This is a genomic window from Streptomyces hawaiiensis, assembly GCF_004803895.1.
In the GTDB taxonomy this organism is placed as follows: Bacteria; Actinomycetota; Actinomycetes; order Streptomycetales; family Streptomycetaceae; genus Streptomyces; species Streptomyces hawaiiensis.
The window spans coordinates 2,808,564-2,831,349 of the sequence record NZ_CP021978.1 but is presented as its reverse complement, the minus strand read 5'-3'; the positions used below and the strand labels follow the sequence as shown (position 1 = coordinate 2,831,349).

At 74.2% G+C, this 22,786-nt stretch carries 17 protein-coding genes and 2 pseudogenes; 4 read left to right on the top strand and 15 right to left on the bottom strand.

Annotation, left to right across the window (positions count from 1 at the left end; genetic code table 11):
* Positions 1-3 precede the first annotated feature (3 nt).
* Positions 4-1,041 (bottom strand): rod shape-determining protein, encoded by a 1,038-nt coding sequence (locus tag CEB94_RS13055; RefSeq protein WP_175432383.1) that lies wholly within the window; start codon positions 1,039-1,041, stop codon positions 4-6.
* A gap of 169 nt (positions 1,042-1,210) precedes the next feature.
* Positions 1,211-4,597 carry an SAV_2336 N-terminal domain-related protein gene (locus tag CEB94_RS40870; protein WP_425472453.1) on the bottom strand — a complete coding sequence of 1,129 codons (3,387 nt, stop codon included), beginning with the start codon at positions 4,595-4,597 and terminating at the stop codon, positions 1,211-1,213.
* On the opposite strand from CEB94_RS40870, the pseudogene CEB94_RS13045 reads away from it, so the two are divergent.
* A pseudogene (locus CEB94_RS13045) lies at positions 4,560-4,913 on the top strand (zinc ribbon domain-containing protein); the annotation flags it as partial. The gene CEB94_RS40870 and the pseudogene CEB94_RS13045 overlap by 38 nt on opposite strands.
* A gap of 42 nt (positions 4,914-4,955) precedes the next feature.
* Here the strand turns inward: CEB94_RS13045 and CEB94_RS13040 are convergent.
* Together CEB94_RS13040 and CEB94_RS13035 are read right to left on the bottom strand one after the other, a co-directional pair.
* Positions 4,956-6,296 (bottom strand): carboxyl transferase domain-containing protein, encoded by a 1,341-nt coding sequence (locus tag CEB94_RS13040; RefSeq protein ID WP_175432382.1) that lies wholly within the window; start codon positions 6,294-6,296, stop codon positions 4,956-4,958.
* Positions 6,289-7,734, bottom strand: a complete 1,446-nt coding sequence (locus CEB94_RS13035) for an acyl-CoA synthetase (protein WP_175432381.1) — start codon at positions 7,732-7,734, stop codon at positions 6,289-6,291. Before CEB94_RS13035 ends, CEB94_RS13040 begins: the two co-directional genes overlap by 8 nt.
* Before the next feature lie 95 nt (positions 7,735-7,829).
* Here CEB94_RS13035 and CEB94_RS40865 point away from each other — a divergent pair.
* Positions 7,830-7,901, top strand: a pseudogene (locus CEB94_RS40865) (GntR family transcriptional regulator); the annotation flags it as partial.
* Between the two features lie 12 nt (positions 7,902-7,913).
* On the opposite strand, the gene CEB94_RS13030 reads toward CEB94_RS40865, so the two are convergent.
* Together CEB94_RS13030 and CEB94_RS13025 are read right to left on the bottom strand one after the other, a co-directional pair.
* Positions 7,914-8,213: a hypothetical protein gene (locus CEB94_RS13030; protein ID WP_175432380.1), complete on the bottom strand. Its 300-nt coding sequence runs from the start codon at positions 8,211-8,213 to the stop codon at positions 7,914-7,916.
* An 82-nt stretch (positions 8,214-8,295) separates the two neighbouring features.
* Positions 8,296-9,372, bottom strand: a complete 1,077-nt coding sequence (locus CEB94_RS13025; RefSeq protein ID WP_175432379.1) for a MerR family transcriptional regulator — start codon at positions 9,370-9,372, stop codon at positions 8,296-8,298.
* 163 nt (positions 9,373-9,535) lie between these two features.
* Between CEB94_RS13025 and CEB94_RS13020 the strand changes: the two genes are divergently transcribed.
* Positions 9,536-10,414: an ATP-grasp domain-containing protein gene (locus tag CEB94_RS13020; RefSeq protein ID WP_175432378.1), complete on the top strand. Its 879-nt coding sequence runs from the start codon at positions 9,536-9,538 to the stop codon at positions 10,412-10,414.
* A gap of 56 nt (positions 10,415-10,470) precedes the next feature.
* Complete coding sequence (locus CEB94_RS13015) at positions 10,471-11,862, top strand: MFS transporter (protein WP_175432377.1); 1,392 nt, start codon at positions 10,471-10,473, stop codon at positions 11,860-11,862.
* Positions 11,863-12,025: 163 nt separating this feature from the next.
* Here the strand turns inward: CEB94_RS13015 and CEB94_RS13010 are convergent, their stop codons facing one another.
* From CEB94_RS13010 to CEB94_RS12970, 9 genes are read right to left on the bottom strand one after another with little or no spacing between them, the layout of a single operon-like run.
* Positions 12,026-12,634, bottom strand: coding sequence for a hypothetical protein (locus CEB94_RS13010; RefSeq protein WP_175432376.1), 609 nt, complete (start codon positions 12,632-12,634; stop codon positions 12,026-12,028).
* A complete protein-coding gene (locus tag CEB94_RS13005; protein WP_175432375.1) occupies positions 12,600-13,427 on the bottom strand; it encodes an FkbM family methyltransferase in 828 nt (275 codons plus the stop codon). Before CEB94_RS13005 ends, CEB94_RS13010 begins: the two co-directional genes overlap by 35 nt.
* A complete protein-coding gene (locus CEB94_RS13000) occupies positions 13,424-13,645 on the bottom strand; it encodes a Trm112 family protein (protein ID WP_175432374.1) in 222 nt (73 codons plus the stop codon). Before CEB94_RS13000 ends, CEB94_RS13005 begins: the two co-directional genes overlap by 4 nt.
* Complete coding sequence (locus tag CEB94_RS12995) at positions 13,642-14,547, bottom strand: hypothetical protein (RefSeq protein WP_175436985.1); 906 nt, start codon at positions 14,545-14,547, stop codon at positions 13,642-13,644. The genes CEB94_RS13000 and CEB94_RS12995 overlap by 4 nt, the downstream gene beginning before the upstream one ends.
* Before the next feature lie 15 nt (positions 14,548-14,562).
* Positions 14,563-15,306 carry a class I SAM-dependent methyltransferase gene (locus tag CEB94_RS12990; RefSeq protein ID WP_175432373.1) on the bottom strand — a complete coding sequence of 248 codons (744 nt, stop codon included), beginning with the start codon at positions 15,304-15,306 and terminating at the stop codon, positions 14,563-14,565.
* Positions 15,303-16,550: a condensation protein gene (locus tag CEB94_RS12985; protein ID WP_175432372.1), complete on the bottom strand. Its 1,248-nt coding sequence runs from the start codon at positions 16,548-16,550 to the stop codon at positions 15,303-15,305. Before CEB94_RS12985 ends, CEB94_RS12990 begins: the two co-directional genes overlap by 4 nt.
* Entirely contained in the window at positions 16,547-20,719 is a 4,173-nt protein-coding gene (locus CEB94_RS12980; protein WP_175432371.1) for an alpha-(1->3)-arabinofuranosyltransferase, read from the bottom strand. The genes CEB94_RS12985 and CEB94_RS12980 overlap by 4 nt, the downstream gene beginning before the upstream one ends.
* Positions 20,716-21,501, bottom strand: a complete 786-nt coding sequence (locus tag CEB94_RS12975; RefSeq protein ID WP_381107804.1) for a class I SAM-dependent methyltransferase — start codon at positions 21,499-21,501, stop codon at positions 20,716-20,718. Before CEB94_RS12975 ends, CEB94_RS12980 begins: the two co-directional genes overlap by 4 nt.
* Complete coding sequence (locus CEB94_RS12970; protein ID WP_175432370.1) at positions 21,498-22,649, bottom strand: glycosyltransferase family 4 protein; 1,152 nt, start codon at positions 22,647-22,649, stop codon at positions 21,498-21,500. Before CEB94_RS12970 ends, CEB94_RS12975 begins: the two co-directional genes overlap by 4 nt.
* Between the last annotated feature and the right edge of the window lie 137 nt (positions 22,650-22,786).

The following is a 22,786-nucleotide window of genomic DNA, read 5'->3' as shown; positions in this document are numbered from 1 at the left end:
CGCTCAAGTGCCCAGCGGGTCCAGCGCCAGCGGCGCGATCCTGCCCTCCAGCATCGCGCCGAGACCCTGCACGGCGCACACGTCCGGGCGCTCGGCGATGTGCACCGGCATGCCGGTCGCCTGCCGCAGCATCTGGTCCAGGCCCGGCAGCAGGGCACTGCCGCCGACCATCATGATCCCCCGGTCGGCGAGGTCGGCGACCAGGTCGGGCGGGCAGGCCCGCAGCACCTTGCCGATTCCGTCCAGGATCGAGGTGAGCGGCGTCTGGATGGCGTCCCGGACGGCCGCGGTGTCGACCTGCACGGAGCGGGCCAGGCCCGTGGCGACGTCCCGGCCGTGGATCTCCGTGGAGGCCGGGCCCTGCGCGGTGAGGCCGTTGCCGGACAGGGCCAGCTGCAGCGGCCGTACCGACTGGCTCGGCAGCATCAGCTCGTGCTCGTGGCGCAGGTGCTGCACGATCGCCTGGTCGACGGCCTCGCCGCCCACCGGGATGCGCTCGGCGGTGACGATCGCGCCGAGGGACAGCACGGCCACCTGCGTGGCCGCCGCCCCGCACACCATGATCATCGTGGCCTCGGGCTGCTCCACGGGCAGCCCGCAGCCGACGGCCGCGGCGATGAGCGTGTCGACCAGTTCCACGCGGCGCGCCCCCAGGCCGACGAGCGTCTCGATCGCGGCGCGCTGGGCCAGCGGGTCGGCGTCGTGCGGGGTGCAGGCCGCGGCGCGCAGGATCGGCTTGCGGCGCAGACTGCGGCGCATCTTGTCACCGAGCAGGTGCCGCAGCATGCGCTGCGCCATCTCGATGTCGACGACGGTGCCGCCGGACACCGGCCGGACCACGCGGATGTAGTCCGGTGTGCGGCCCGTCATCTTCTCGGCGAGCTCGCCGACCGCGATCAGCGCGCCGGTGCGGGTGTTCACGGCGGCGGCGGACGGCTGGTCGACGACGAGCCCCGCGCCCTTGACGTACACGCGTGTGCGAGCCGCCCCCAGGTCGACGGCGAAGTGGCAGCGGCGCAACTGCTCCAGACTGGCGGTCATGGCAGGTCCTCCCGAGAGCACAGACCGTGGGAGGCCGCCAGGTGGCGGACCTCGCAGACGTGGGGCCGCCGGGTGGCGGGCCTCCCTCGCATCGTGCGCGGGAGGGGGCCGGGCCGCCTTTCGTGGGGGGCCGGGCGGGGCGCCGCCGAACGGGGGGTTCGACGCTCCGTCACAGGGAGTGCGCGGCCTCCAGCAGGGGCGCGAGCGACGTCACCGTGGTCGCGCAGCCGGCCTCGCGCAGCTGCCGGTCGGTGGTGGTGTTCCGGGCGAGGCCGACGAAGCGCAGCCCGGCCCGCTGGGCGGCGGCGAGCTCGGCGACCGTGGAACCGATCACCAGGCCGGTGGCGGCGGACCCGTCGCAGGCCTCGAGGGCACGCAGCATGCAGTCGGGGTGCGGGGTGAGGAGAGCGAGGTCCTCGGCGCGGCCGTGGACGCCGGCCAGGGGCAGGGTGCCGTAGGGCCGCAGATAACGGGGCACGGCCTCGGCGCAGACGTCCGTGATCACACCGACGCGGCGGCCGGAGGCGTGCAGGGTGCGGACCAGGAGCGCTGAGTTGTGCGTCGCCGGCGCGTGCGGCACCGCCTGGAGTTCGAGCTCGTCCAGACGCTCCCGCAGCAGCGGCCCGAGCGGGTCCAGCGCGAAGGCCCGGAGAACGTCCAGCGGATGGGCGAACGTCTCACGCACCGCGCCGGGCAGGGCGTGCCGCGGGTCGCGGTGCTCGTCGGCGAGGGCGAGCAGGTCGAGTACGGCCTCGCGGGCGGTGCTCGCCGAGAACAGGCGGGCCATCGGGCCGTCGAAGCCGAGCAGGACCGTCTCGGCCTCGGCGAGGAGCCGCGGCAGCGGACGCTGCGCGGGAGCGTCCCCCTGCGGTGCGGGCAGGTCCGCGCCCTGCGGGCCGAGCTGCACCGACGCCGTCACCGACAGCCCGGGCACCGGCCAGCGGCGCAGCCCCGCGTTGACCGCGCGCTGGGCGGCACCCGCCCGGCGCAGCGGATGCCGGCGGGAGATGCGGGCCGCCTCCTCCCGCAGATGGCCGAGCAGCGGCTCGGACACCCGGCCGACCTCGGCCCGCACGAAGGCGACCGGGTCCTCCACGTGCCAGGACAGTTCGACCGCGGCGGCGAAGGCGCCCTTGCCGGAACTCGGCAGGGAGACCCGGTGGTGGGACTGGTGCGTGGTGAGGTCCACCTCGTAGTACGTCACGAGCCGCGACGGCCGGTCGCCGTGCGGCCGGGCGGGGTTGAGGAGGGTCAGCGGGCCGTCGGGCCGGGTGTGGACGACCGCCGTGCGGCCCGGGGCCGGTATGCCGAGCCGGCGCAGGTCGCGCGTGATGAAGGGGCCCCGCACCAGGTCGCGGGCCTCGGGCTGCGGGGTCGTGGCGGGGGACAGCGGGCAGTACCAGGCGACGGGCGGGGTGTCCGTGGCGCCGTCCTGGTACAGGGGCTGGAAGCGCTGGGGGCCCTGGGCGGCCGAGCTGGCGGCGAACTGCTCGTAGAGGTCCGGGGAGACGATCACCTGGATGTCGGCGGGCACCGGCGGTGGCTCGGGCGGAGGGGCGGGCCGGTCCCAGAACGTGACGGTCAGGGGCGGTGGTTCCACCAGCCCGGTGAGAACCTCGGGCAGGCCGCGCAGGACGGCGGCCAGGACGGGGAGGAGGTAGGTGCCGGGCCCGGTGTGGACGTCGTAGCCGCTGCCGCGGACACGTACCTCGAACTGGTGGGGGGCGAGCGCGCCGCGGGAGAGCATCTCGTGCACCGCGTACTCGAGGGTGATGCGGGCCTCGGGGTGGCCGGTGAGGTCGTCGGCCTCGAAGAGGATCGTGGGGGCCGTGGCCCCCGGCCCGGACCGCAGATCCGCCTCCAGGGCGCGCAGACGGTCCCGGGTGGCCGCGGTGGCAGGGCCCGGGACGCCGTCGAGGGGGTCGCCGTACCAGAGGCCGAGGGCGCGCCGGGGGTCGCCGGGGTCGTCGGCGAGGAGTTGCTCACAGTGCAGCACGTCCACGTAGAAGTCGGGCGCGTGCAGGGCGTATGAGCGCGAGAAGGCCAGGAGGCGGTCGGGGGGCAGCACCTCGCGGACCTCCGCCGCCAGGCGGGCGAGGCGGGCGGCGGCCTCGTTCTCCGGCAGGGGCTCCTCCCACAGGCCCCGGGCCAGCTCGTCGTGGGGGACGCGCCGTCCGTGGTGGAGCAGCAGCATGCACAGCAGTGCCCGGGCCGTCGGCGAGGGCGGCTCGATGTCCCCCGTGCCGTCGCTGATGCGCAGCGGACCGAGCAGGGTGAAGGACCGCGCCGGCGGCCACGGGGCGGTGGCGGACAGGCGGGCCGCGTAACCGGCGGCCTCGGGCAGCCTGTGCCGGTCGATCAGGTGGAGCAGGTCCTGGTGCTCGTCGGGGATCCGCGCGCCCGGGGCCAGCTGCTTGAGCAGCCAACGGAATTCGGCGAGGTCCGACTCCGGATCCTGGCCCGCGGGCTCCTCGCCCAGGGCGAACCGGCTCAGCAGCAGGGTGCCGTCGGGCCGCAGCAGCAGACCGGCGGGCCCGCGCTCCCCACGCAGCAGCCCGTGCGCGTGCAGGGCGCGGAGTCCGGCCACGCCCTGGCTCACGACGTTGGCGAACACCGGGAAGGAGATGCCCGGCAGCACCTCGGACTGCGTCAGGCCGTCCACGAACTCCGTCACCAGGTACGGCGCGTCGTCCTCCACCCCGAAGTCGAGCACCCGCACGACATGCGGATCGTCCATCCCCGCCAGCGTTCGCGCCTGCTCCAGGAAGCGGTCGTGCCCGGCGGGCCGGCCTCGGTACCGGCGCACGATCACCTGCCGGTCCGTCAGGACGTCCACGGCCTTGGACACCCGCCCGTTCCACCCGCGCCGCGCCCCCAGGCGGTACCGCCCGGCGAACAGTTCCTCCCCGCCCAGCCGCCGCACGGTCTCCTCGCTGACCGTCGCGAACGCCGGGCCCGCCTCGCCCTGCCCGCCGCCCGTCTCGGCCCGGAACGCCCCGGCCGCGAGCCCCGCGCGCTCGTCGATCAGGTCCCCGACCTGTTCGAGGAACTCCCGTGTCCGGCCGCGGGCCGTGCGAGGGAGGGAGCGCAGCAGCAACTCCCTTACGCCGGGCCGGAACGCGTACGAGCCGGGCGGGCCGGGGGCGGAGGTGAGCATGCCGCTGAGGATCACCTCGGCCAGGTGCTGGGGGCGTGGGTCGCAGTCCAGGGTGCGCTGGACGAGGCGCATCACCGGGACCGAGGGGACCGCCAGCGCGAGATGCCCCGCGAGGCGGAAGGCCTCCGGGGACGCGGTCGCGCGAAAACGCAGGACCAGGTCCTCGGGGGAGGAGGCGGTGAGGTCGGGTGTGGGCTCGGCGGGGGGTGCGGGTGCGGGTAGGGTGACGGCGGCCCCGCTGAAGCCGGGGGCCAGGGGCTGGCCGCCCTGGTGCCAGGCCTCCAGCTGGAGCCACTCACGTCGGATCAACTGCGATGCGGTGACGCGGCATTCGGCGAGGGTGCCCTCGTCGAAGCCGTCCGTCGCGGTGGAGGATTTCCGTCCGAGGTTCCTGGCCAAGAGCACCATGGCCCGCAAGGCCGCGGACGCCGCGATCGGTGCCACCAAGAAGGCCCTGGTCGAGATGGGCCGCAAGCACGGGCGGGACGTTCGCCTGGTCCGCCCCGCGCACACCACGATGGACTGCGGTATCTGCATGACGAGAGCCGAGCATGCACTGCCGCTGGGTGAGCGCACCTACACCTGCACCGCGTGCGGGTACGTGTCCCCACGGGCCAAGAACTCCGCACGCGTGATGCTCCACCGGGCTGGTCTCAACCCGGCTGGTGCCGATGGCGCAAGACCTCCTGGAGCGCTGCTCCGGGAGGCAGCCTGAGCCAGGAATCCCCTCCTTCCCGGAGGGGAGGATTCAACGAACTCACCCACCGACGGTCCCCCGGATCACTCCCAGCTCCACCAGGTCCTGCGGCCGGATGCGGAGCTGGTCCGCCGTCGACTCCACCTGGCGCGGCGGCCGTTTGAGGATGGCCGCCGCGAGTTCCGGCGCGATCACCGAGAAGTAGCTGTCGGGCGTGGCCCAGGTGTTGCCGGGCGCGGCCAGGGCCAGTGCGCCGCCGGAGCCGCCCTCGCCGATCACCAGCGTGGTCACCGGGGTGCGGGCGCTCGCGACCGCGCCGAACAGGTCGGCGATCGCCGCGCCCGCGCCCTGCCGTTCCGCCTCCGCGTCGTTGGCCGCGCCCGGGGTGTCCACGAGGGTCAGCACCGGGATGCCCAGCCGGTCCGCGAGGCGGATCAGCCGGGCGGCGGTGCGGTAACCGGCGGGGCGGGTCGCGGTTCCGGTCTGCGCGGCGTACGCGACCGTACGGCCCTCGTGCGTGCCGAAGCCGCACAGCATGCCCTCCGGGTCGGTGCCGCCGCAGCGGTCGCCGCTGATCGCGACCCGGTCGGTGAAGTAGGCGTCCAAGTAGGCTGCGGCGCGCGGTCGTTGAGGGGAACGGGCGCGGCGGACGGCGTCCCAGCCGGTGGCGGGCAGGACCGCGGTCTCGCCGAGCGGCTCGGGCGGCGGGGCGGGCGTGGTCGACGGGCACGTCAGCAGCCGCAGCCACCGCCCGAGCGTCTCGCGCAGCTCCTCGGGCCGTACGAGCGCGTCCGCCGCGCCCGCCGCGACCTGCGCCTCCGCCGTGTACGCCGTCGGGTCCGCGTCCGCGGGGCGCACCCGGGAGCCGGCGAAGCCGACCTGGGCGCCGGGGAGCGCGAGCACCACGTCGGCGCCCGCGCCCAGGGTGGCCCAGCCGCCCCCGGTGGTCGGGTCGCGCAGGACCGCGACCTGCGCGAGACCCGCCTCGCGGGTGAGCGCCGACTGGCGGGCCACCCGCTGGAGTTGGGTCAGTGCGAGCATGCCCTCCTGCATCCGGCTGCCGCCCGTCGCGATCAGCGGCACGACCGGGCAGCGGCGTTCACGGGCGTAGGCGTACGCGGCCTCCAGCCGGTCGCCGGTGCGCTCGCCCAGGGAGCCGCCGAGGAAGCCGAACTCGAACGCGATCAGCACGGCCCGGGTGCCGCCGACGCGGGCGGTGCCGCAGACCACGGACTCCTGCTCGCCGGTGCGTTCGGCGGCACGTGCCCGGGAGTCGTCGTAGCCCGGCCAGGCGAGCGGACCGTCGGGCCTCGACTGCCTTATGGGGGTGGAGAGTTCGGCGAAGGTGGCGTCGTCGGCGAGGGCGGTGACGACCGCGCGGGCGGAGCGGCGCTCAGCCATGCGCCAGGGCCCGCTTCATGATCTTCCCCATGTCGTTGCGGGGCAGCGCGTCGAGGTGGTGGACGACCCGGGGCCGCTTGTGCGGGGCGAGCCGGCGCGCCACATGGTCGGCCAACTCCTCCAGCGCGGGCGGTGACTGGGGGTCCGCCGGCACGATCCATGCCACGATCCGCTCGCCCAGGTCGGCGTCCGGTTCCCCGGTGACGGCGGCCTCCCGCACCCCGGGGTGTTCGAGGAGCGCGTTCTCGATCTCACCGGCCCCGATCTTGTAACCGCCGCTCTTGATCAGGTCGGTGGCCTTACGGCCGACGATCCGGACGTAGCCGTCGGGGTCGCGCACCGCCACGTCGCCGGTGCGGAACCAGCCGTCGGCGGTGAAGGCGGCGGCTGTGGCGTCGGGGCGGTTGAGATACTCGGTGAACAGGTTCGGCCCGCGCACCTGGATCTCGCCCACCGTCTCCCCGTCGTACGCGGTGACCTCCGAGCCGTCCTCCTCGACCAGCCGCAGCTCCACGCCCGGCAGCGGCACGCCGACCGTGCCCGGGCGGGCCTCGCCGTCGGCACGGACGCTGGTGTTCATCAGCGTCTCCGTCATGCCGTACCGCTCGATCACGCGGCGTCCGGTCGCGGTCGCGATCCGGCCGTGGTCGTGCACCGGCAGCGCCGCCGAACCGGAGACGAGCAGCCGCGCCCCGGTCAGCGCCTTCACCAGGTCCGGGTCGCTCGTCACGGCCTCGGCGACGCGGTGGTACATCGTCGGCACGCCGAACAGCATGGTGGCGCCGCCGTTGAGCTCGCGGGCGACGCCCTGGGTGCTGAAGCGGCCCAGGTGCCGCACCGACCCGCCGCGCCGCAGGGGGCCGAGAATGCCCAGGACCAGGCCGTGCACATGGAACAGCGGCAGTCCGTGGACGAGGACGTCGTCGGCGGTCCACTGCCAGGCGTCGGCCAGGGCGTCCAGGGTGCTCGCGACGGCCCGGCGGGGGATGACGGCGCCCTTGGGCGGGCCGGTGGTGCCGGAGGTGTAGACGATCAGGGCCGGATCCTCGTCCGCGGCGCGGTCCTCGGGGGCCGGGCCGGTGGCGTGCGGGTCGACGTCCACACGGGTGAGGTCCCGCAGGGGCGCGGGGAGTCGGTCGTCGGGTGCCGTGAGCACGAGCCCGGGTGCGCTGTCGGACAGGATGTGCCCGAGTTCCTTCTCGCCGGACTTGGGGTTGAGCGGTACGGCGGGCACGCCGGCCAGCAGCGCGGCGACGACCGCGACGGCCGTCTCCAGGGTGGGCGTCGCCCAGACGGCGACCCGCGTGGCTCCGCCGAGGCGGCCCGTGAGTGCTCCGGCCGCGGCGGCGAGTTCTCCGTACGTCAGCGAGCGCTCGCCGAAGCGCAGGGCGGGCCGGTCGGCGAAGCCGCCGGTCAGGGCCGGGAAGAGGGAGGTCACGCGTCACGTCTCCTTAGCTGTTCGCCTGTCCACTGGTCAGCGACCACATTCCCTCCGTACACCATCAACTGCCGGAGGAAACACTGACCGAGCAGATCGAGGCGGGCGGCCACGGCGTCGAGGGCGACCGGCCGTTCCACGCGGCCGTGACCGCGGCGGCCCACAGCAGAGGAGGCCGGTCAGGCGGTGCCGCCGGCGCCGGGCGCCGCGAACAGCCGGTGTGCCGGTGAGAAGTGGACATCCGGCTGCCCGGCGAGACCGACCTCCTGCACGGCCGGGGCGAGACGCGTGGCGAAGAACCGCTGGAAGTCCTCTTCGGCGTTCCACACGTCGGTCACGTGCAGGCCGCCGGGCTCGAACCAGGCCACGTGCAGGACGAGACCGTCCGGCACCTGCTCCTCCCAGCGCACCGCGTCCAGCATCGCGTCGTACTGCTCGGGTGTCACCCCGGTCCAGCGCAGAGACAGCACCACAGGCATGGGACTCCTTTCCTCTGTTCGGTGTCTGCGCTCAGTAGACCGGGCGGGGGCGCCCGCGGCCCGTGGTTCTGGGCCGTCCGGGTCAGGGCTCCACGACGTCCGCCACGACACAGCTGACGTTGTCCGGACCGCCCGCCGCGTTCGCCGCTCCGACCAAGACCTGGACGGCTTCATCGGGGGAGAGGGGGGAGGCGAGGAGCTCCCGGACGCGGTGTTCGGGCACGACGCCCGACAGGCCGTCGGAGCACAGCAGATAGCGGTCGCCGGGGTGGGCCTCGTGCAGGCGGAGGTCGGGGGTCGCGGTGCTCTGGCCTCCGGTGAGGGCCTTCAGGAGCAGCGCGCGCTGGGGGTGGGACATGGCCTCCTCGGGCGCCAGCCGGCCCTCGTCGACCATCGACTGCACCATCGTGTGGTCGTGCGTGATGCGGAACAGCTCACCGTCGCGCAGCAGATACGCGCGGGAGTCGCCGATGTGCACCAGCGCCAGCCGCGAGCCCGTCCACAGCAGGGCCGTCAGAGTCGTGCCGATGTCGTCGGAGCCGCCGGCGACGTCCCGGACGGCCTGTTCGGCGCCCCGCACCGCGTCCTCCAGGACGTTGAGGACGCCGCCTGCCGGGACCTCGTCCGTGTCCAGGAAGCGCAGTGCCTCCACGGCGGCGCTGCTCGCGGGCGCGCCCGCCGGTCCGTAGCCGTCGGCCACGGCGAGCAGCCGCGTGCCCGCATACGCCGTGTCCTGGTTGGCGGGGCGTACGCGGCCGGTGTCCGAGTGGGCGGAGTAACGCAGTTCCAGCATGGCGGTGTCCTTCCCGGGCCCCTGCGGGTCCGTCGTCAGGTGATCGACCAGGAACGCGGCGAGGTCCCGCCGGACCGCCGTCTCCGCCTCGACGCGCGCCCAGTAGGCACGGACCTCGCGGGCGGCGGCCGTGGAGTCGCGGTCGTGCAGGAGACACACCCGGCGGATCTCGGCCAGCGGCATGCCCAGCCGCCGCAGCCACGCCACCAGTTGGGCCTGCTCCAGCTGCCCGGCCGCGTAGTACCGGTATCCGGTGTCCGGGTCCACGCGGGCGGGCCGCAGCAGGTCCAGCTCGTCGTACAGGCGCAGTGCCTTCGGCGAGAGCCGGCACGCCTTCGCGAACGTGCCGATCGTCAGCATGGCCATGCGACCCCCTGCGGTCCCCGCGCTCCTCGCGCTCGTTCTCGTTCCGCCACCGATGCTGGGGCTTCACCGAAGGTGAAGGTCAAATGGGGTGTCGCGGTTCCGGACGGGATTGTTAACCTGCGACGGACATCGAGTCGACCGTCCGTACGAGGAGGGAGTCGCCGTGGCCGGCACCCCGCGCATCGCCGTCGTCACCTACGACGCCCGCGGCGAGGAGCACAAGGACCGGGACCTGCCGGTGCTGGTGGACGCGCTGCGGAAGGCCGGGGCCGATGCCGTCGCCGTCCACTGGGACGACCCCTCGGCCGACTGGGCCGCCTTCGATCTCGCCCTCATCCGCTCCACCTGGGACTACAGCTGGCGCGCCGAGGAGTTCACGGCGTGGGCCGAGCGGTGCGGGAAGGCGACGCGGCTCGCCAATCCGGTCGCTGTCGTGCGCTGGAACGCCGACAAGCGCTACCTCGGGCATCTCGCGGAGGCCGCGGTGCCCACCGTGCCCACCCGGTACTTCGCGCCCGGCGACCCCGTCGCCCTGCCCGCCGACCGCGAGTACGTCGTGAAGCCCGCCTCCGGGGCCGGCGCCCGCTATGCCGCCCGCTACCCGGCCGGGGAGCGGGACGCCGCCGTACGGCAGGCCGAGCGCATGCACGCCGAGGGGTTCACCGTCATGGTGCAGCCCTATCTGAGCAGCATCGACACCTACGGCGAGCGGGCCCTGCAGTTCTTCGGCGGAGGCCTGCTGCACGCGAGCGTCAAGGGCGCCGTCCTCGCGCCCGGCACGCCGTACGACGCCGACAAGGTCGCCCACCCCGACCTGCGCCCCTGGGAGCCGACCGCCGCCGAACTGGCCGTCGCCGAGCAGGCACTGGCCGCCGTACCCGGGGGCGCGGAGCTGCTGTACGCGCGCGTGGACCTCGTCACCGGGCCGGACGGGGAGCCGTGCGTGATGGAGCTGGAGCTGATCGAGCCGAACCTGTTCCTCCATCTGCACCCGGACTCCGTTCCGCGGGTCGTGCGGGCGGTGCTGGCCGCCGCCGGCTGACTACCACGGGTGGGGCATACATCCCTCGGTGAGGCTTTTGGTGTACTGGTAGGGCCATGCCCTCTCCCGAGCCGGCTCCGGAGCCCGCGCGACGGTCCTGGGCACCGCTGCTGGCGGTGTGCGCCGGGTACTTCATGGTGATCCTGGACGTGACGGTCATCAACGTCGCCGTGCCGGTGGTCGGGCGGGAGCTGTCGGCCTCGCTCACCGGGATCCAGTGGATCACCGACGGGTACACGCTGGTCCTCGCCGGATTCCTGCTGACGGGCGGGGCGCTGGGGGACCGGCTGGGCAACCGGCGGGTCTTCTGCTGGGGAGTGGCGGTGTTCACCGTGTCCTCGGCGGCCTGCGCGCTCGCGCCCAGCGCCCCCTTCCTGGTGGTGGCCCGGCTGGTGGAGGGGCTCGGCGCGGCACTGATCGTGCCCGGTTCGCTGGCCCTGCTCCAGCAGGCCTACCCGGGGCCGGACGTACGCTCGCGGGCCTTCGGGCTGTGGGGTTCGATGGCGGGCATCGCGGCCTCCGCCGGGCCGCTGCTGGGCGGGCTGCTCGTCGCCACGGTGGGCTGGCGCTGGGTGTTCCTCGTCAACCTGCCCGTCGGCGCGGCCTGTCTGGTGCTGACGCTGCGGCACGTGGCCCGCTCGCCCCGGCGCGCCGACCGGTCCCCGGACTGGCCGGCGCAGGTCGCGGTCGTCGCGGCGGTGGCCCTGCTGACCGCGGCGCTCAACGAGGCCGGGCGGCGCGGCTGGTCCGACCCGGCCGTGCTCGCGGGAGCGGGCCTCGCCGCGCTGGCGGCGGCGGCGTTCGCCCTGCGTGAGCGGCTGGCCCGGGCCCCGGTCCTCCCCCTGGCCCTGCTGCGCTCGCGCGCGATGGGCGGCGGAGCCGTCATCGGCCTGCTGTTCAACTTCGGTTTCTACGGCATGGTGTTCACCGCCAGCCTGGAGTTCCAGCACCAGCGCGGCTACAGCGCCCTCGGCACCGGTCTCGCGTTGTTCCCGGCGGTGGCGATGACCATGTTCGCCTCGGTCCTGTCCGGCCGGCTGACCCGCCGTACCGGCGACCGCCCGCTGGTGATCTCGGGCATGCTCCTGGCCGCCCTGGGACTGGCCGGCTGGGCCGCGGCGGGGGCCGAACCCGCCTACGCGCTGCTGGTGGCGCCGATGATGGCCGCGGGCTTCGGTACGTCCTTCGCCCTCACCGGCTCGACCGCCACGGTGATGGGCGCCGCGCCCCCGGCGTACTCGGGGGCCGCCTCCGCCCTGTTCAACACCACCCGCCAGGTCGGCAGCGCCACCGGCGTCGCACTCGGCGGCAGTCTGCTGGCCTCGGCCGCGACCTACGGCACCGGGATCCGGACGAGCATGGGCATCGGCGCGCTCGCCTATCTGAGCGCGGCGGTCCTCGCGTGGTGGTGCGTACCGGCGAAGACCCGGCGCGGGGACACCGCGTAGGACTCATGTATGCGGACCAACCGCTGGCGCATATCGCCCACTTGGCCCAGAGTCGCGATGTACGGTCGTCGCCGAAGCCGTCGAGCCGCACGCTGGAGTGGGCATGGGGAGCAGCTTTCGCTACTGGGCCGAGCGCATCGTGCCGGGCCTCACCGCCACCGCCTCAGACCTCACGGCCGGTGACGGACACCCGCTGCAGCAGCCCCCAGGTGAACTCCGCGACGGCCTCCCGCCGCACCCCCTGCGCGTCCGGCGCGGTGAACGCAAGGCCCCACCGGGTCGGTGCCGTGCCCTCCAAGGGGCGAGCCGGGGCGAAGGCGCGGGCCGCCTCGTCGACGGTGCAGGACCATGGGGTGAGGTCGTCGAGGGTGCGCAGCTCCGGGCCCGTCGCGCCCGGGGCGCGGACCAGCCACTCGTTCCACACCGCACGGTTCGGCGCGGTCAGCACCTCGAAGCGCAAGGAGGGCCAGAGGGGCACCGGCCAGAGCCAGGCCTCGCAGTCGAGATCGCCGATCCGGCGCGGCGTACGGGACTCGGCTTCGCCCAGCACCTGGCGGTAGCGGGACAGGGGTGCGCGCGAGCGCGGGGAGCGGACCATCGCCTGCCAGCGCTTGTTCGCCTCACGCATGTCCGCGATCGACACTCCCAGCTCATGGCGGGCGTCCTCCACCAGGCCGGGGTTGTGATCGGTCATGCGGCGCAGCAGCACCAGCTGGAAGTCGAGCGGGGTGAAGGGGTCAGCGGGGTGCTTTCCGGAGGGCATGGGACCCATCGTCGCCCACCGGGGCCGTGCCGGGCCTGCGGCCGTCGGGCAGGAACAGCACGGAGTTGACGTAGCGCGGGCCCCTGAGGAGCGGGGAGGGCAGCACCCGGCGGATCAGGCCGTGGGAGACGACGTAGGAGGCGTCCGCCTGGTGGTCCTCCAGGGGGAACCCGGCCAGCGGCACCCAGGTGTCGCCGGGCAGGACCCAGCCGTCGTAGCCCAGCAGGGCCAGGTAGGTCACCACCGGCGCGATCGGCTGGATGCGGGACTCCAGCTCCACGAACAGGGCCGGGCGGTCGCGGGCCAGCAGGCCCGTCGCGCCGCGCAGCACCGCCGGCTCGTTGCCGTCCACGTCGATCTTGATGAAGCCGACGTCGCGCAGACCCAGCTCGTCCAGCGTGACGCAGGGGACGTCCAGCGCGCGGCCGTGGATGTCGCGGCGGACCAGCGAGGACACGCCCCGGTCGCCCGAGTCGTCCGGCGGCAGCCACAGGCGCGCGATGCCCGGCCGGTCCGAGGCCGCCGCCCGGATCACGCGGACGTTCGGCGGGGCGGCGGCGGCCAGCAGCCGGGCCAGATGGGGCACCGGCTCGACCGTCACGACCTGTTCGGCGAGGCCGGCCAGGCGGTGCGTCCAGGGTCCGTACCAGCCGCCGACGTCCACCGCCGTACCGCAGCCCGGCGGGCACAGCTCGGCGAGCCGGGCCAGCTCCGGTTCGAACCGTGGGTAGAGCGCCCGGGCCGTCGCGGCCACCAGGCGCGTGGGCAGAAGAGGGGCGACGCGGGCTGCCAGGCTGGTCACGGTGCCATCCTCTTGAGGAGTTCCTCGTGCTCGTCGTCCGGCACCTGCTCGCCCGAGGACGGCAGCAGCTGTGGAATGCCGTCGGTGATCGGGTAACGGCGGTGCAGGCGCGGGTTGTACAGCGCCTCCTCCCGCCCGGCCTCCTCGGCCAGCAGATGCAGCGGGCCCTTGTCGAGCGGGCACGCCAGGATCTTCAGCAGCGGGTCGTCGGGCTTCATGGGGATGCCAGCTCCTTGGCGGGTGGGGAGGGTTGGGGAGACGCGTCGTGCTTCGGCATGGTCAGCAGCACGGCCACCGCCAGGGCCGTGCCCGCCACCCGCAGCGCGAGCCGCAGCGGCTCGTCCGGCAGGGCCTCGCCGAACGACAGCGTGCCGAGCACCGCCGTGAACACGGACGTCACGGTCGTGCACACCGGCACGATCAGCGAGGCCCGGCAGCGCTGCAGCGCCGCCTGCGACATCACCAGGCCGAACACGCCGGTGAACAGCAGCAGATACGGATAAGGGGAGCTCAGCAGGTCCAGCACCGCACCGCCGATCCCGTGGGTCGTCAGGTGGCTGGAGACGCCCTTGATGGCCAGTGAGCTGACGCCGTACAGCAGGCCCACGGCCACGCCGTACTCGATGCCGGTCGTCGGGCGCCGGTGCCGGTTGCGGGTGCGCCGCTCGGCCGAGCCGTACAGCCACAGCCCGGCCGCCAGCGACGGTACGCACACCAGCAGGATCAGCTGGTAGGGCGCGTCCTGGCTGACGGTGTCCGAACCCTCGCGCAGCGACAGCACCACCATCAGCAGCGCCAGCAGGATCGCGCCCAGCGCGTACCGCTCCCGGCCGGACGTCTCTTCTCCGAGCAGCCGCGCCGACAGCAGCACGAGCAGCACCAGGCCGGAGACGAAGATGCCCTGGGCGGCGGCGATCGGCAGGGTGCGGTAGACGACGAGCTGCGCGGCGAAACCGGCGGCCAGGGCGAGGGAGCCGCCGATCCACAGCGGGCTGCCGAGGACGAGGCGCAGCAGCCGGGCCGGCTGCCGGATGCTCACCTCGGGCAGCGAGGTGAGCGCCCTTTTCTCCAGCACGAAGCCCAGGCTGTACAGGGTGTTCGCCAGCAGCGCCGCGGCCACTCCCCACCACATGGGCTACGTCCTGCGGGCGTGCAGCAGCAGGATCGACGCGAGCTGCGGCCGGGCACAGGCCAGCCGGTCCAGCGGGCGCAGCGGGCGAGGGACGCCGTGGAAGGGAGCCCCTTCGAGCCGTACGACCGTGAACCCGGACGCGGCGACGAACTCCCTGAGCGCGCGGGCGGTGTAGAGCCGCAGATGCCCCACGACCTCCTTGCCCGGGCGGCCGTGGATGCCGCGCAGGCTGACCTCCGAGAAGACGGGCTGCACTCCGGCCAGCAGCAGGCCGCGGTTGTACCAGGCGGCGAGGTTCGGCGTGGACAGCATCAGATGCCCGCCGGGGCGCAGGATCCGCCGGATCTCGTCCAGCGCCGCGTCGGGGTCGACGAGGTGCTCGATGACCTCGCTGAACAGCACGGCGTCGGCCGACCCGGAAGCGAACGGCAGCCCGCCGCCGGTGAGTTCGCCGCGCACCGCGTACGGGATGCGGGTGCGGGCGCGGCGCAGGGCGTCCTGGGACCAGTCGACGCCGATGACCCGGTGGCCGGGCAGGAGCGGGGCGGCGGTGGCGGCGGCGGTGCCGTCCCCGCAGCCGATGTCGAGAACGGTCCGGGGGGCCTGGGCCGCCGGACCGAGGGCGCGGGCCAGCATGCGGGCCTGGCGCAGGCTGCGCGGGGTGCCGGAGGCGACGGGCACGTCGGGGTTCTCGTAGAAGTCCCGCAGGTCGCGGGGCGGGGGCCCGGTGGTGGCCGGTGTCGTCACGGGGTCACCTCCGTGGTGTGCAGGTAGTGCTCGAACAGGTCGCGGAGGTGGGCGCCGTCGCCGTGGCTGAGCAGGGCCTTCGACCAGCGCAGGGCCAGATGGAGGCGGCCGGCCGTGGAGGCGGTGGTCACGGTCAGGCCCCGCGGCATCCGGGCCGGTGCCGAGAACCAGACCGCGTGCGCGCGGCCCGCCTCCTCCCCGAAGTCCAGCGGGTAGGGGATGCGGCCGATGTTGCTGAGCAGGGTCGTCGACGTCCAGGGGGCCGCGGCCCTGCGCAGGGTGCGGGTGAGGGCGGCGCGGGCGGTGACGGGCGCCCAGGGGGCGGTCAGGAGGGCGGCGCCGTGCCCGAGCTGGGGGCGTGGGAGGGCCTTCAGGGCGCGGGTCCGTTCCGCGGTGCGGCGCAGCAGGGCCGGCATGTCGGTGACGTCCAGTTCTCCCGGCGCGTACGGGACTTCCACCAGGCGGGTGCCGTTGCCGATGGGCATGGTGGTGTCGCGGGGGCGGTCGTCGACGGGCATCGTGATGCGCAGGGGGCGGGGGCGGGCGCCGTGCTCCCTGTTCCAGTGGGCGATGGTCAGGGCCGTGGTGACCATGAGCTGGTCGTTGACGGTGTACGGGGAGCCCTTGGGGCGGTGCGGGAGGGGCAGCTCGGTGACGAGCAGGCCGTTGCCGGGGGAGGGGTCCGGCGTGCCGTGCGCCACCCGCGCGGGTGGTGACCAGGTGCCCGGGGTGTCCGGGGCTTCCTGCCGGGGTTCGGCGGGGCGGGCCGGGGGCGCCGCCGGGGCGTTGTCCCGGCCTCCGTACAGCTCGGCGGCCGTGGCCAGGACACGGAGGCAGGCCGGGCCGTCCAGGGCGGTGTGGTTGATGGTGAGCAGGAGCACCGAGTCCACCACTTCCAGGCGTATCGGCGGGGACATCGACAGCGGCGGGGCGTCCGCGAGGGCCCGGCTCCGGGCGTCCCGCAGGGCTCGTGGGCCCGACGGGGCGAAGGTCACCACCTCCACATCCGGTTGTGGAGTCAGTTCCCACTCGTACTGCCGCCGGTACCACGGCCCTCGCGCCTCCCGCATCAGGATCCGCGGATGCCGGTGCAGGGCTTCCAGGAACGCCTTGCGCAGCCGGGCCTGGTCGAGGGGGCCCGGGAGGTGGACCTCGATGTGGACCGTCTCCGGTTCCTCCTCCTGGAGGCAGTGCCGGGAGACCTCGTCCACCACCGGGAACGGAATGCGTACCGGTGCCGTCATACGGGCTTGCCCTCCCCGGGGTCCGTCCTCGGCAGCTGTTGCGTCGGCGCCTGCGGTGCCGGTCCCTCGCGCAGACTCACCAGTGCCGCGAACAGGCCGATCAGCGCCAGCAGTTGGGCGAGATGCCCGAACGCGCCCTCGCCCGCGCCCACCGGCTCACCGGCCCCGAACGCGGCGGCGATCCCCGCACCGGCCAGGGCGGCGAACGCGATCGGCACCAGCAGGGCGTGCCGTCGCGCGGCGAGCAGCGCCAGTGCCGGGACCAGCAGCGCGAACCAGCCCGCGATCACCACCCCGACCAGCGTCAGCGCCACCGCGCCGAGCCACAGGCCGGGCAGCGGCGGGGCCGGCTGGGGCGCGTCCGGGTTGGGGGCGCGGCGGCGCCAGACGGCGAGGCCCAGCAGGGCCGCGATGCCGACACCGCTGCCGATCAGCGCGATGTCGTACGTCGTGGCGGGCTCGTACGACAGCTTGACCGTGCCGCCCGCCCCGGCCGGGATCCGCCAGCCCTGCTGCCAGCCGTCCAGCCGGACCGGGGTCAGCTCCTTGCCGTTCAGCGTGGCCCGCCAGCCGTCGTTGAAGTTCTCGTACGTCGTCAGGTACGAGGCCGTGCCCGAGCCGACCGTCATCTCGCGCCGGTCGCCCAGCCAGTCCCGGATCCGCAGGTCACGCCCGGCCGCCGCGGCCTCGGCGACCGCGCCACGGGTCAGGGTCACGTCCGTCAGCGCGAGCGGGCCGGCGTCCCCGCCCTCCAGCCGGTGCTCGCCCGACGCGAGCCGCACCTCGGCATCGCCCCGGCCCTCCTGGCAGAGCGTCACCGCCACGCCCCGCCGCTCCACCAGGTCCCGTACGGTGCCCTTCGCGCTCGTCTGGTACAGCTCGCCGTCCAGGGCCACGTCCGGGCCCTTGCCGCACGGCAGCGAGAACTTCCGGGTGCCGTCCGGCTGCGGGGTGCGGTACTGGTCCAGGGACGGGACGTACGCCTCGGTGAGGCCCACCGGGAGGCGCAGGTCCTCGTCGGCGACCGGGTTGTGCAGGGTCAGCCGGGCCGTCTCGGTGATCGTGATGTCGAGCCGGTCGGTGGTGATCGGCGGGAAGCGAACCCAGCCGTTCTCGTCGACGCCGGCGATCGCGGCGCCGTCCGGGGAGCTGATGTGCACCTTCGACGCCCGGGCGGACAGGCCGCCCGCCGGAGCCAGGACCAGTTCGCCCACGGGCTGCTTGCCCTGCCAGCGCAGGTGGATGGTCGGGCGGTCGCCCGCGATCCACGCCGTCGTCAGGTCGCCGTCGGTGAGGTTGCGTGCCGCGAGTCCCGCGCCGAGGCGCGCCGTGGAGTCGGCGGTGGCGACGATCCGGGCCTGCTGCTCGGGCGCCACCTCGTACAGCAGCTCGTCGAGCTCCGCGCCCGGCACCGGCACCGCGCTCGCCTTCACCTCGTACGTCCCGGCGGCGGGGGTGGTGAACCGGCGGTGCAGGCCGGCTTCCGTGCCGGTCGCGGACAGACCCGTCGGGTCGGAGGCGCGGTGCAGGGAGACGACGGTGGCGGACGCGGTGGCGTCGTCCGCGTCACCGGGCAGCCGCAGCAGCCGCGTCACCCGCACGTCCGGCAGGTCGATCTCGGAGAAGCCCGCGCCCGTCAGGCCGGTCCGGCGCTCCACCGAGTCCACGATCGTCAGCTTCATCCAACCGGTCGCGCCCTCGGGTGCCTTGATCCGCTGCGTCATGCCGTTCGGCTGCAGGAAGCTGGTCTTCGAGCCCTTCTCGGTCTCCACCCGCACCTTCGTGGCGGCCGCCCGCACACTCTCCTGCGGCAGCGGCGTGACCTTGAAGGAGGACGGCATGTCGTAGGAGCCGGTGAAGCCGATGCGCAGCCACTGCCCGTCCGGCGTGTCCGGCGCGCCCTCCGCCCACGCGGTGTCCGGGTTGCCGTCGAAGGCGTTCACCGGGTCGTACTGCGGAAGGTGGAACAGCCAGTTGCCGTACGAGGACGCCGACACCGAGCGGGCGCCGCGCAGTTCGGCCACCGTCTGGTGGTCGACGCCCTCGGCGGGCAGGATCTGGCGCGGCTTCTCGCCCGGGTCCTGCAAGGCGTCCGGCGCGTTGCGCTCGTCGCGCGTGTACGTGTACGACGTACCGGAGTTGACCAGCCCGAACCGGGTGTCCGCCCGCCGCAGCCCGTCACCCACCACCTGCACGGCCGGGGTGCCGAGCCCCGGGTGGTTGTCGCCGGTCAGGACGGTCGCCCGCCCGCGCAGCCGCTCCGCCAGCGGCAGCAGCGCCTCCGGCCCGCCGGACACCACGGCCGTGTCGGCGACCGGGGCGAGCCCGGCCTGCCCGGGCCGGATCACGTCGTCCCCGGTGGGCCGGTAGATCTCCACGGCCCGATGCCGCCCATACAGCCCCTCCACCTGGAGGGGTGCGTCCTGCGCGATCCGGCCGCCGGTCATCACCGGCCCGAGCCCCGTCACCCGCTCGTACCCCGACTGTTCGAGCGTGCGCTTGACGGTAGCGGTGGGCACGTAACCGATCTGGTCGGGATCGAGGTCGTTGCGGACGACGACGTAGTACAGCCCCGCCCGGCTCAAGTAGTCGGCCAGGCCCGGCACTTCGGCGCCGGACAGCAGTGCCTGCTCGACGGCGTCCATCGCCCGCCGGTTGCCGGGCGTGCCGAACGGCACGTAGTCGCGCTGCGCCCACCGCGACTCGGCGAGCACGTCCAGCGGCTGGTCGATGGGCGAGCCCCAGGTGTAGACGCCGTGCGCGGTCGCCGGGACGACCAGGGCCCGCGAGTCGGGCGAGTACTTCTCCAGCCAGTCGGCCGTGGCCTGCCAGTAGGTGGGGAGCTTCTGGAACGAACCCGGGTTGAGGATCGAGCCGTTGAGGTACGGCCACAGCAGCCCCGGCAGGATCAGCACGGCCGCGACCAGCGGGGCGAAGCGCCGGCCGCGCACCTGCCGGACCCCGCGCGGCTCCGCCGCCACGCCCACGAGATGCGTCAGACCCAGCACGAGCGCCAGCGCCACACCCGTCTGGAACTTGTAGATGTTGCGGAACGGCGACAGCCACCCGTCCAGCCAGCCCTGCATCACCCCGTGGAACGGCGCCCCGAAGGCCCCGCCGTACCCGGCGAGCAGCACCGCCGCGGCCACCAGCACCGTCAGCACCAGCCACCGGCGCTCGGGCATGTCCCGCCGGGCCAGGCCGGCGAGCCCGAGTCCGGCCGCGAGCGCCGAGCACACGATGACGACGACGGAGGAGGCCACGGCCCAGCCGGCCGGCAGCCACGCCTCACCGAGGTGCAGGTAGGCCACCCAGTTGCCGGCCCCGCGCAGCGCCTCGGTCGCCGCCATGGTGTCCGTGGTCGTCTGTGACGTCTCTATATAGGGGAGGAAGTTCTCGCCGTAGACCCCGAGCAGCAGCAGCGGCACCCACCACCAGGCCGTCACCACGATCACGGCCGGTGCCCACCAGGCGATCAGCTTGCGCTGCCGGGGCCCGGGCGGCCGGGACAGCAGATACAGCCCGACCGGCAGCAGGGAGGCCAGGGTCGCCGACGCGTTCACCCCGCCCATGAACGGCACGAGCAGCGCCGACCGCAGGGCCGCGACCCGGGCGGTGTACCGCTCGTTCGTCAGCGGCAGCAGCACCCACGGCAGGAACGCCCCGGGCAGCGCCGCGGCCGACGTCGACCCGATGACGGTCGTGAACACCGGCCACAGCGCGTACGCCACCGCGCCCAGCAGCCGGGAGGCCCCGCTGCCCACCCGCAGCCGCTCCGCCAGCCGCAACGCCCCCCAGAAGGCGACGGACACGATCAGCGACAGCCACAGCCGCTCCGCCAGCCACACCGGCAGCTGTACGAGGTCGCATAGCCAGTAGAACGGCAGCATCGGCCACAGATAGCCGACGTACTGGTCCTGGATCCCGCCGAACCCGGCCCGGTCGTGCCACAACTGGCCGAGATCGGCGAGGAACTGCCCGGGATCGACGGTGACACCGAGCTTGGTGTCGAAGGTCTGCCGCCCTGGCCGCACCGCGAGGAACAGCACGAACACCACGGCCCAGAAACCCAGCAGCCAGCGCCACGACCGCGGGCCGTCGGGCGGGCCCGACGCGGTCGCGGTGGTGGGGACGGCTGCCGGGGGAGGAGCCTGGACCGTGGTTGTCATGTAGGACACCGCCGCAGAATGAGGAGGAGGTTCCAGGTGGCGAACTCGCGGATGCCGGGCGCCTTGACGACGGTCTCCGCGAGGAACGGCCAGTAGCGGGAGCGCGCCGAGACGACCGTGACGTCGTCCCGGGCACGGACCTGCCTGAGGGTGGAGCCGATGTGCACCGCGAACAGGTTCTCGCCGAGTGTGTGCTTGGCGGGCCTGCCGGTCCGCCGCAGATAGCGGGCCCGGGCCCGCTCGGCACCGAAGTAGTGCCACGGGGCCCACTCGTGCCCGCCCCACGGCGACAGCCAGTTGGTGAACGACACGTAGATCAGCCCGCCGGGCCGCGTCACCCGGGCCAGCTCACTGAGGAACGTCTCGGGGTCCGCCACGTGCTCCAGCACGTTGGAGGAGAAGGTGACGTCCGCGACGCCGTCCCGCAGCGGCAGCAGATACCCGTCGGCGACGACGGCCGAGTCGGGCGGCCGGCCGCCGAGTTCGGCCATGTCGGGCTCGAAGAGGAACGCGTTCGCCCCGCGCCGCCGGAACTCCTCGGTGAAGTACCCGCTGCCCCCGCCGACGTCGAGGACGGTACGCCCGGCGACGGACCCGTCGTAGGCCTCGACCTGGTCGACGGCGTCGCGGGCGAGCAGCGAGTAGCAGGCCTCGGGGTCGTCCTGCTCGTGGAGGAAGGCGCGGAACAGGGCAAGAGACCGCCGGATCGAGGGGTCGCGTCCATAGGGGCGCGGGGCTGTGACAGGTGCGGCCGCGCCGCGTGGGCGCGCGGGCGGCTTCACGGAGCCCAGCCCCTCACCGCCTCCGCGGCAACGGCCCTGAACTGCCGCACCGTCCGGTCCCACCGGAACTGCGCGGCCCGCTCCCGCGCCGCCTTGCCCATCAACTCCCGCCGTCGTCCGGAGAGAGCCAACGCGCACCAGGCCGCGGCGAAGGAGGACTCGCCCCGCGCGAGGATCCCGGTCTCACCATCGACCACGGAGTCCTTGAGTCCCGGCACGTCGAAGGCGACCGCGGGCGTCTCGCGGGCCGCCGCCTCCGTCACGACCAGCCCCCACCCCTCCACCGCGGAAGGGTGCAGCAGCAGCCAGGCCGCACACAGCAGCCGGTGCTTCTCGGCTTCCGGCACATAGCCGGTGAACTCCACGCCGGGCCCGGCCAGTTGCTCCAGACGGCTCCGCTCGGGTCCGTCCCCGACGATCACCAGCCGCCCGCCGGTCACGGGCCGCACCCGCTCCCACAACCGCAGCAGCAGATCGATCCGCTTGTACTCGACGAGCCGCCCGACGGCGACGAACAACGGCTCCGGTGAGCGCTCGGCCCTCGGCCCCGGCTCCTCGACTCCGTTGTGCACGACCCGGATCCGGTCCCGCTCGACGCCGATCGCCCGCAGCGCGTGCGCGGTCGAGGAGGACACGGCGACGAGCAGGTTGCGCTGCTGCGCCCCGGTCAGCGCCCAGTGCTCGAGTCTTCGGCCGATCCGCGCCGCCGGGGCCAGCGGCCCGCCGAAGCGCATCGCCCACAGGTCCGTGTGGACATGGTTGACCAGACACAGCGTCGGCCCCCGGTGCCACAGCGGCGCCAGATAGGGCATGCCGTTGCACACCTCGACCAGCAGATCACAGTCACCGACCTGCCGGGTGAAGGCCGACCGGGCGCGCAGATAGTGGCCGTAGGGGCCGCCCGCCGACACGACCCGGTAGTCACGGAAGGCAGTGGGCCCTCCGCACAGCAGGGTCACCTGGTGACCCAGCCGGGTCAGCCCGTCGGCGAGTTTGTCGACCAGCAGCTCGGAGCCGCCGGCGGAGGGGTTGTCCAGATCACGATGGGCGAGGAAGACGATCCGGCGCGGCTGTGGGGGGAGCGCCGGAAGGTGCTGCGGCGCGCTGGGGGGCGCGGCGCGCAGCTGGGACGGTACGTGCTGGGGCATCGGTGCTCCAACTCGTCTCGGGGTGCGGAACTCAGCGTGGGGAAACATGGGGGGATTCGGGTCGCGAAGGGGTCGGCCCGTGGGGAGCCTGAGCTCCTCCTGGGAGGGGAGTGTGGACGGGATGTGCTCGGGTGGGG

What these genes read in the sequence shown, in the direction of transcription:
- CEB94_RS13015 (WP_175432377.1), top strand. Translation starts at nt 10,471, where the DNA reads ATGCCCTCTCCCGAGCCGGCTCCGGAGCCCGCGCGACGGTCCTGGGCA.
- CEB94_RS13025 (WP_175432379.1), bottom strand. Translation starts at nt 9,372, where the DNA reads ATGGCCATGCTGACGATCGGCACGTTCGCGAAGGCGTGCCGGCTCTCG.
- CEB94_RS13000 (WP_175432374.1), bottom strand. Translation starts at nt 13,645, where the DNA reads ATGAAGCCCGACGACCCGCTGCTGAAGATCCTGGCGTGCCCGCTCGAC.
- CEB94_RS12985 (WP_175432372.1), bottom strand. Translation starts at nt 16,550, where the DNA reads ATGACGGCACCGGTACGCATTCCGTTCCCGGTGGTGGACGAGGTCTCC.
- CEB94_RS12970 (WP_175432370.1), bottom strand. Translation starts at nt 22,649, where the DNA reads ATGCCCCAGCACGTACCGTCCCAGCTGCGCGCCGCGCCCCCCAGCGCG.
- CEB94_RS13055 (WP_175432383.1), bottom strand. Translation starts at nt 1,041, where the DNA reads ATGACCGCCAGTCTGGAGCAGTTGCGCCGCTGCCACTTCGCCGTCGAC.
- CEB94_RS13040 (WP_175432382.1), bottom strand. Translation starts at nt 6,296, where the DNA reads ATGGCTGAGCGCCGCTCCGCCCGCGCGGTCGTCACCGCCCTCGCCGAC.
- CEB94_RS12980 (WP_175432371.1), bottom strand. Translation starts at nt 20,719, where the DNA reads ATGACAACCACGGTCCAGGCTCCTCCCCCGGCAGCCGTCCCCACCACC.
- CEB94_RS13010 (WP_175432376.1), bottom strand. Translation starts at nt 12,634, where the DNA reads ATGGGTCCCATGCCCTCCGGAAAGCACCCCGCTGACCCCTTCACCCCG.
- CEB94_RS13030 (WP_175432380.1), bottom strand. Translation starts at nt 8,213, where the DNA reads ATGCCTGTGGTGCTGTCTCTGCGCTGGACCGGGGTGACACCCGAGCAG.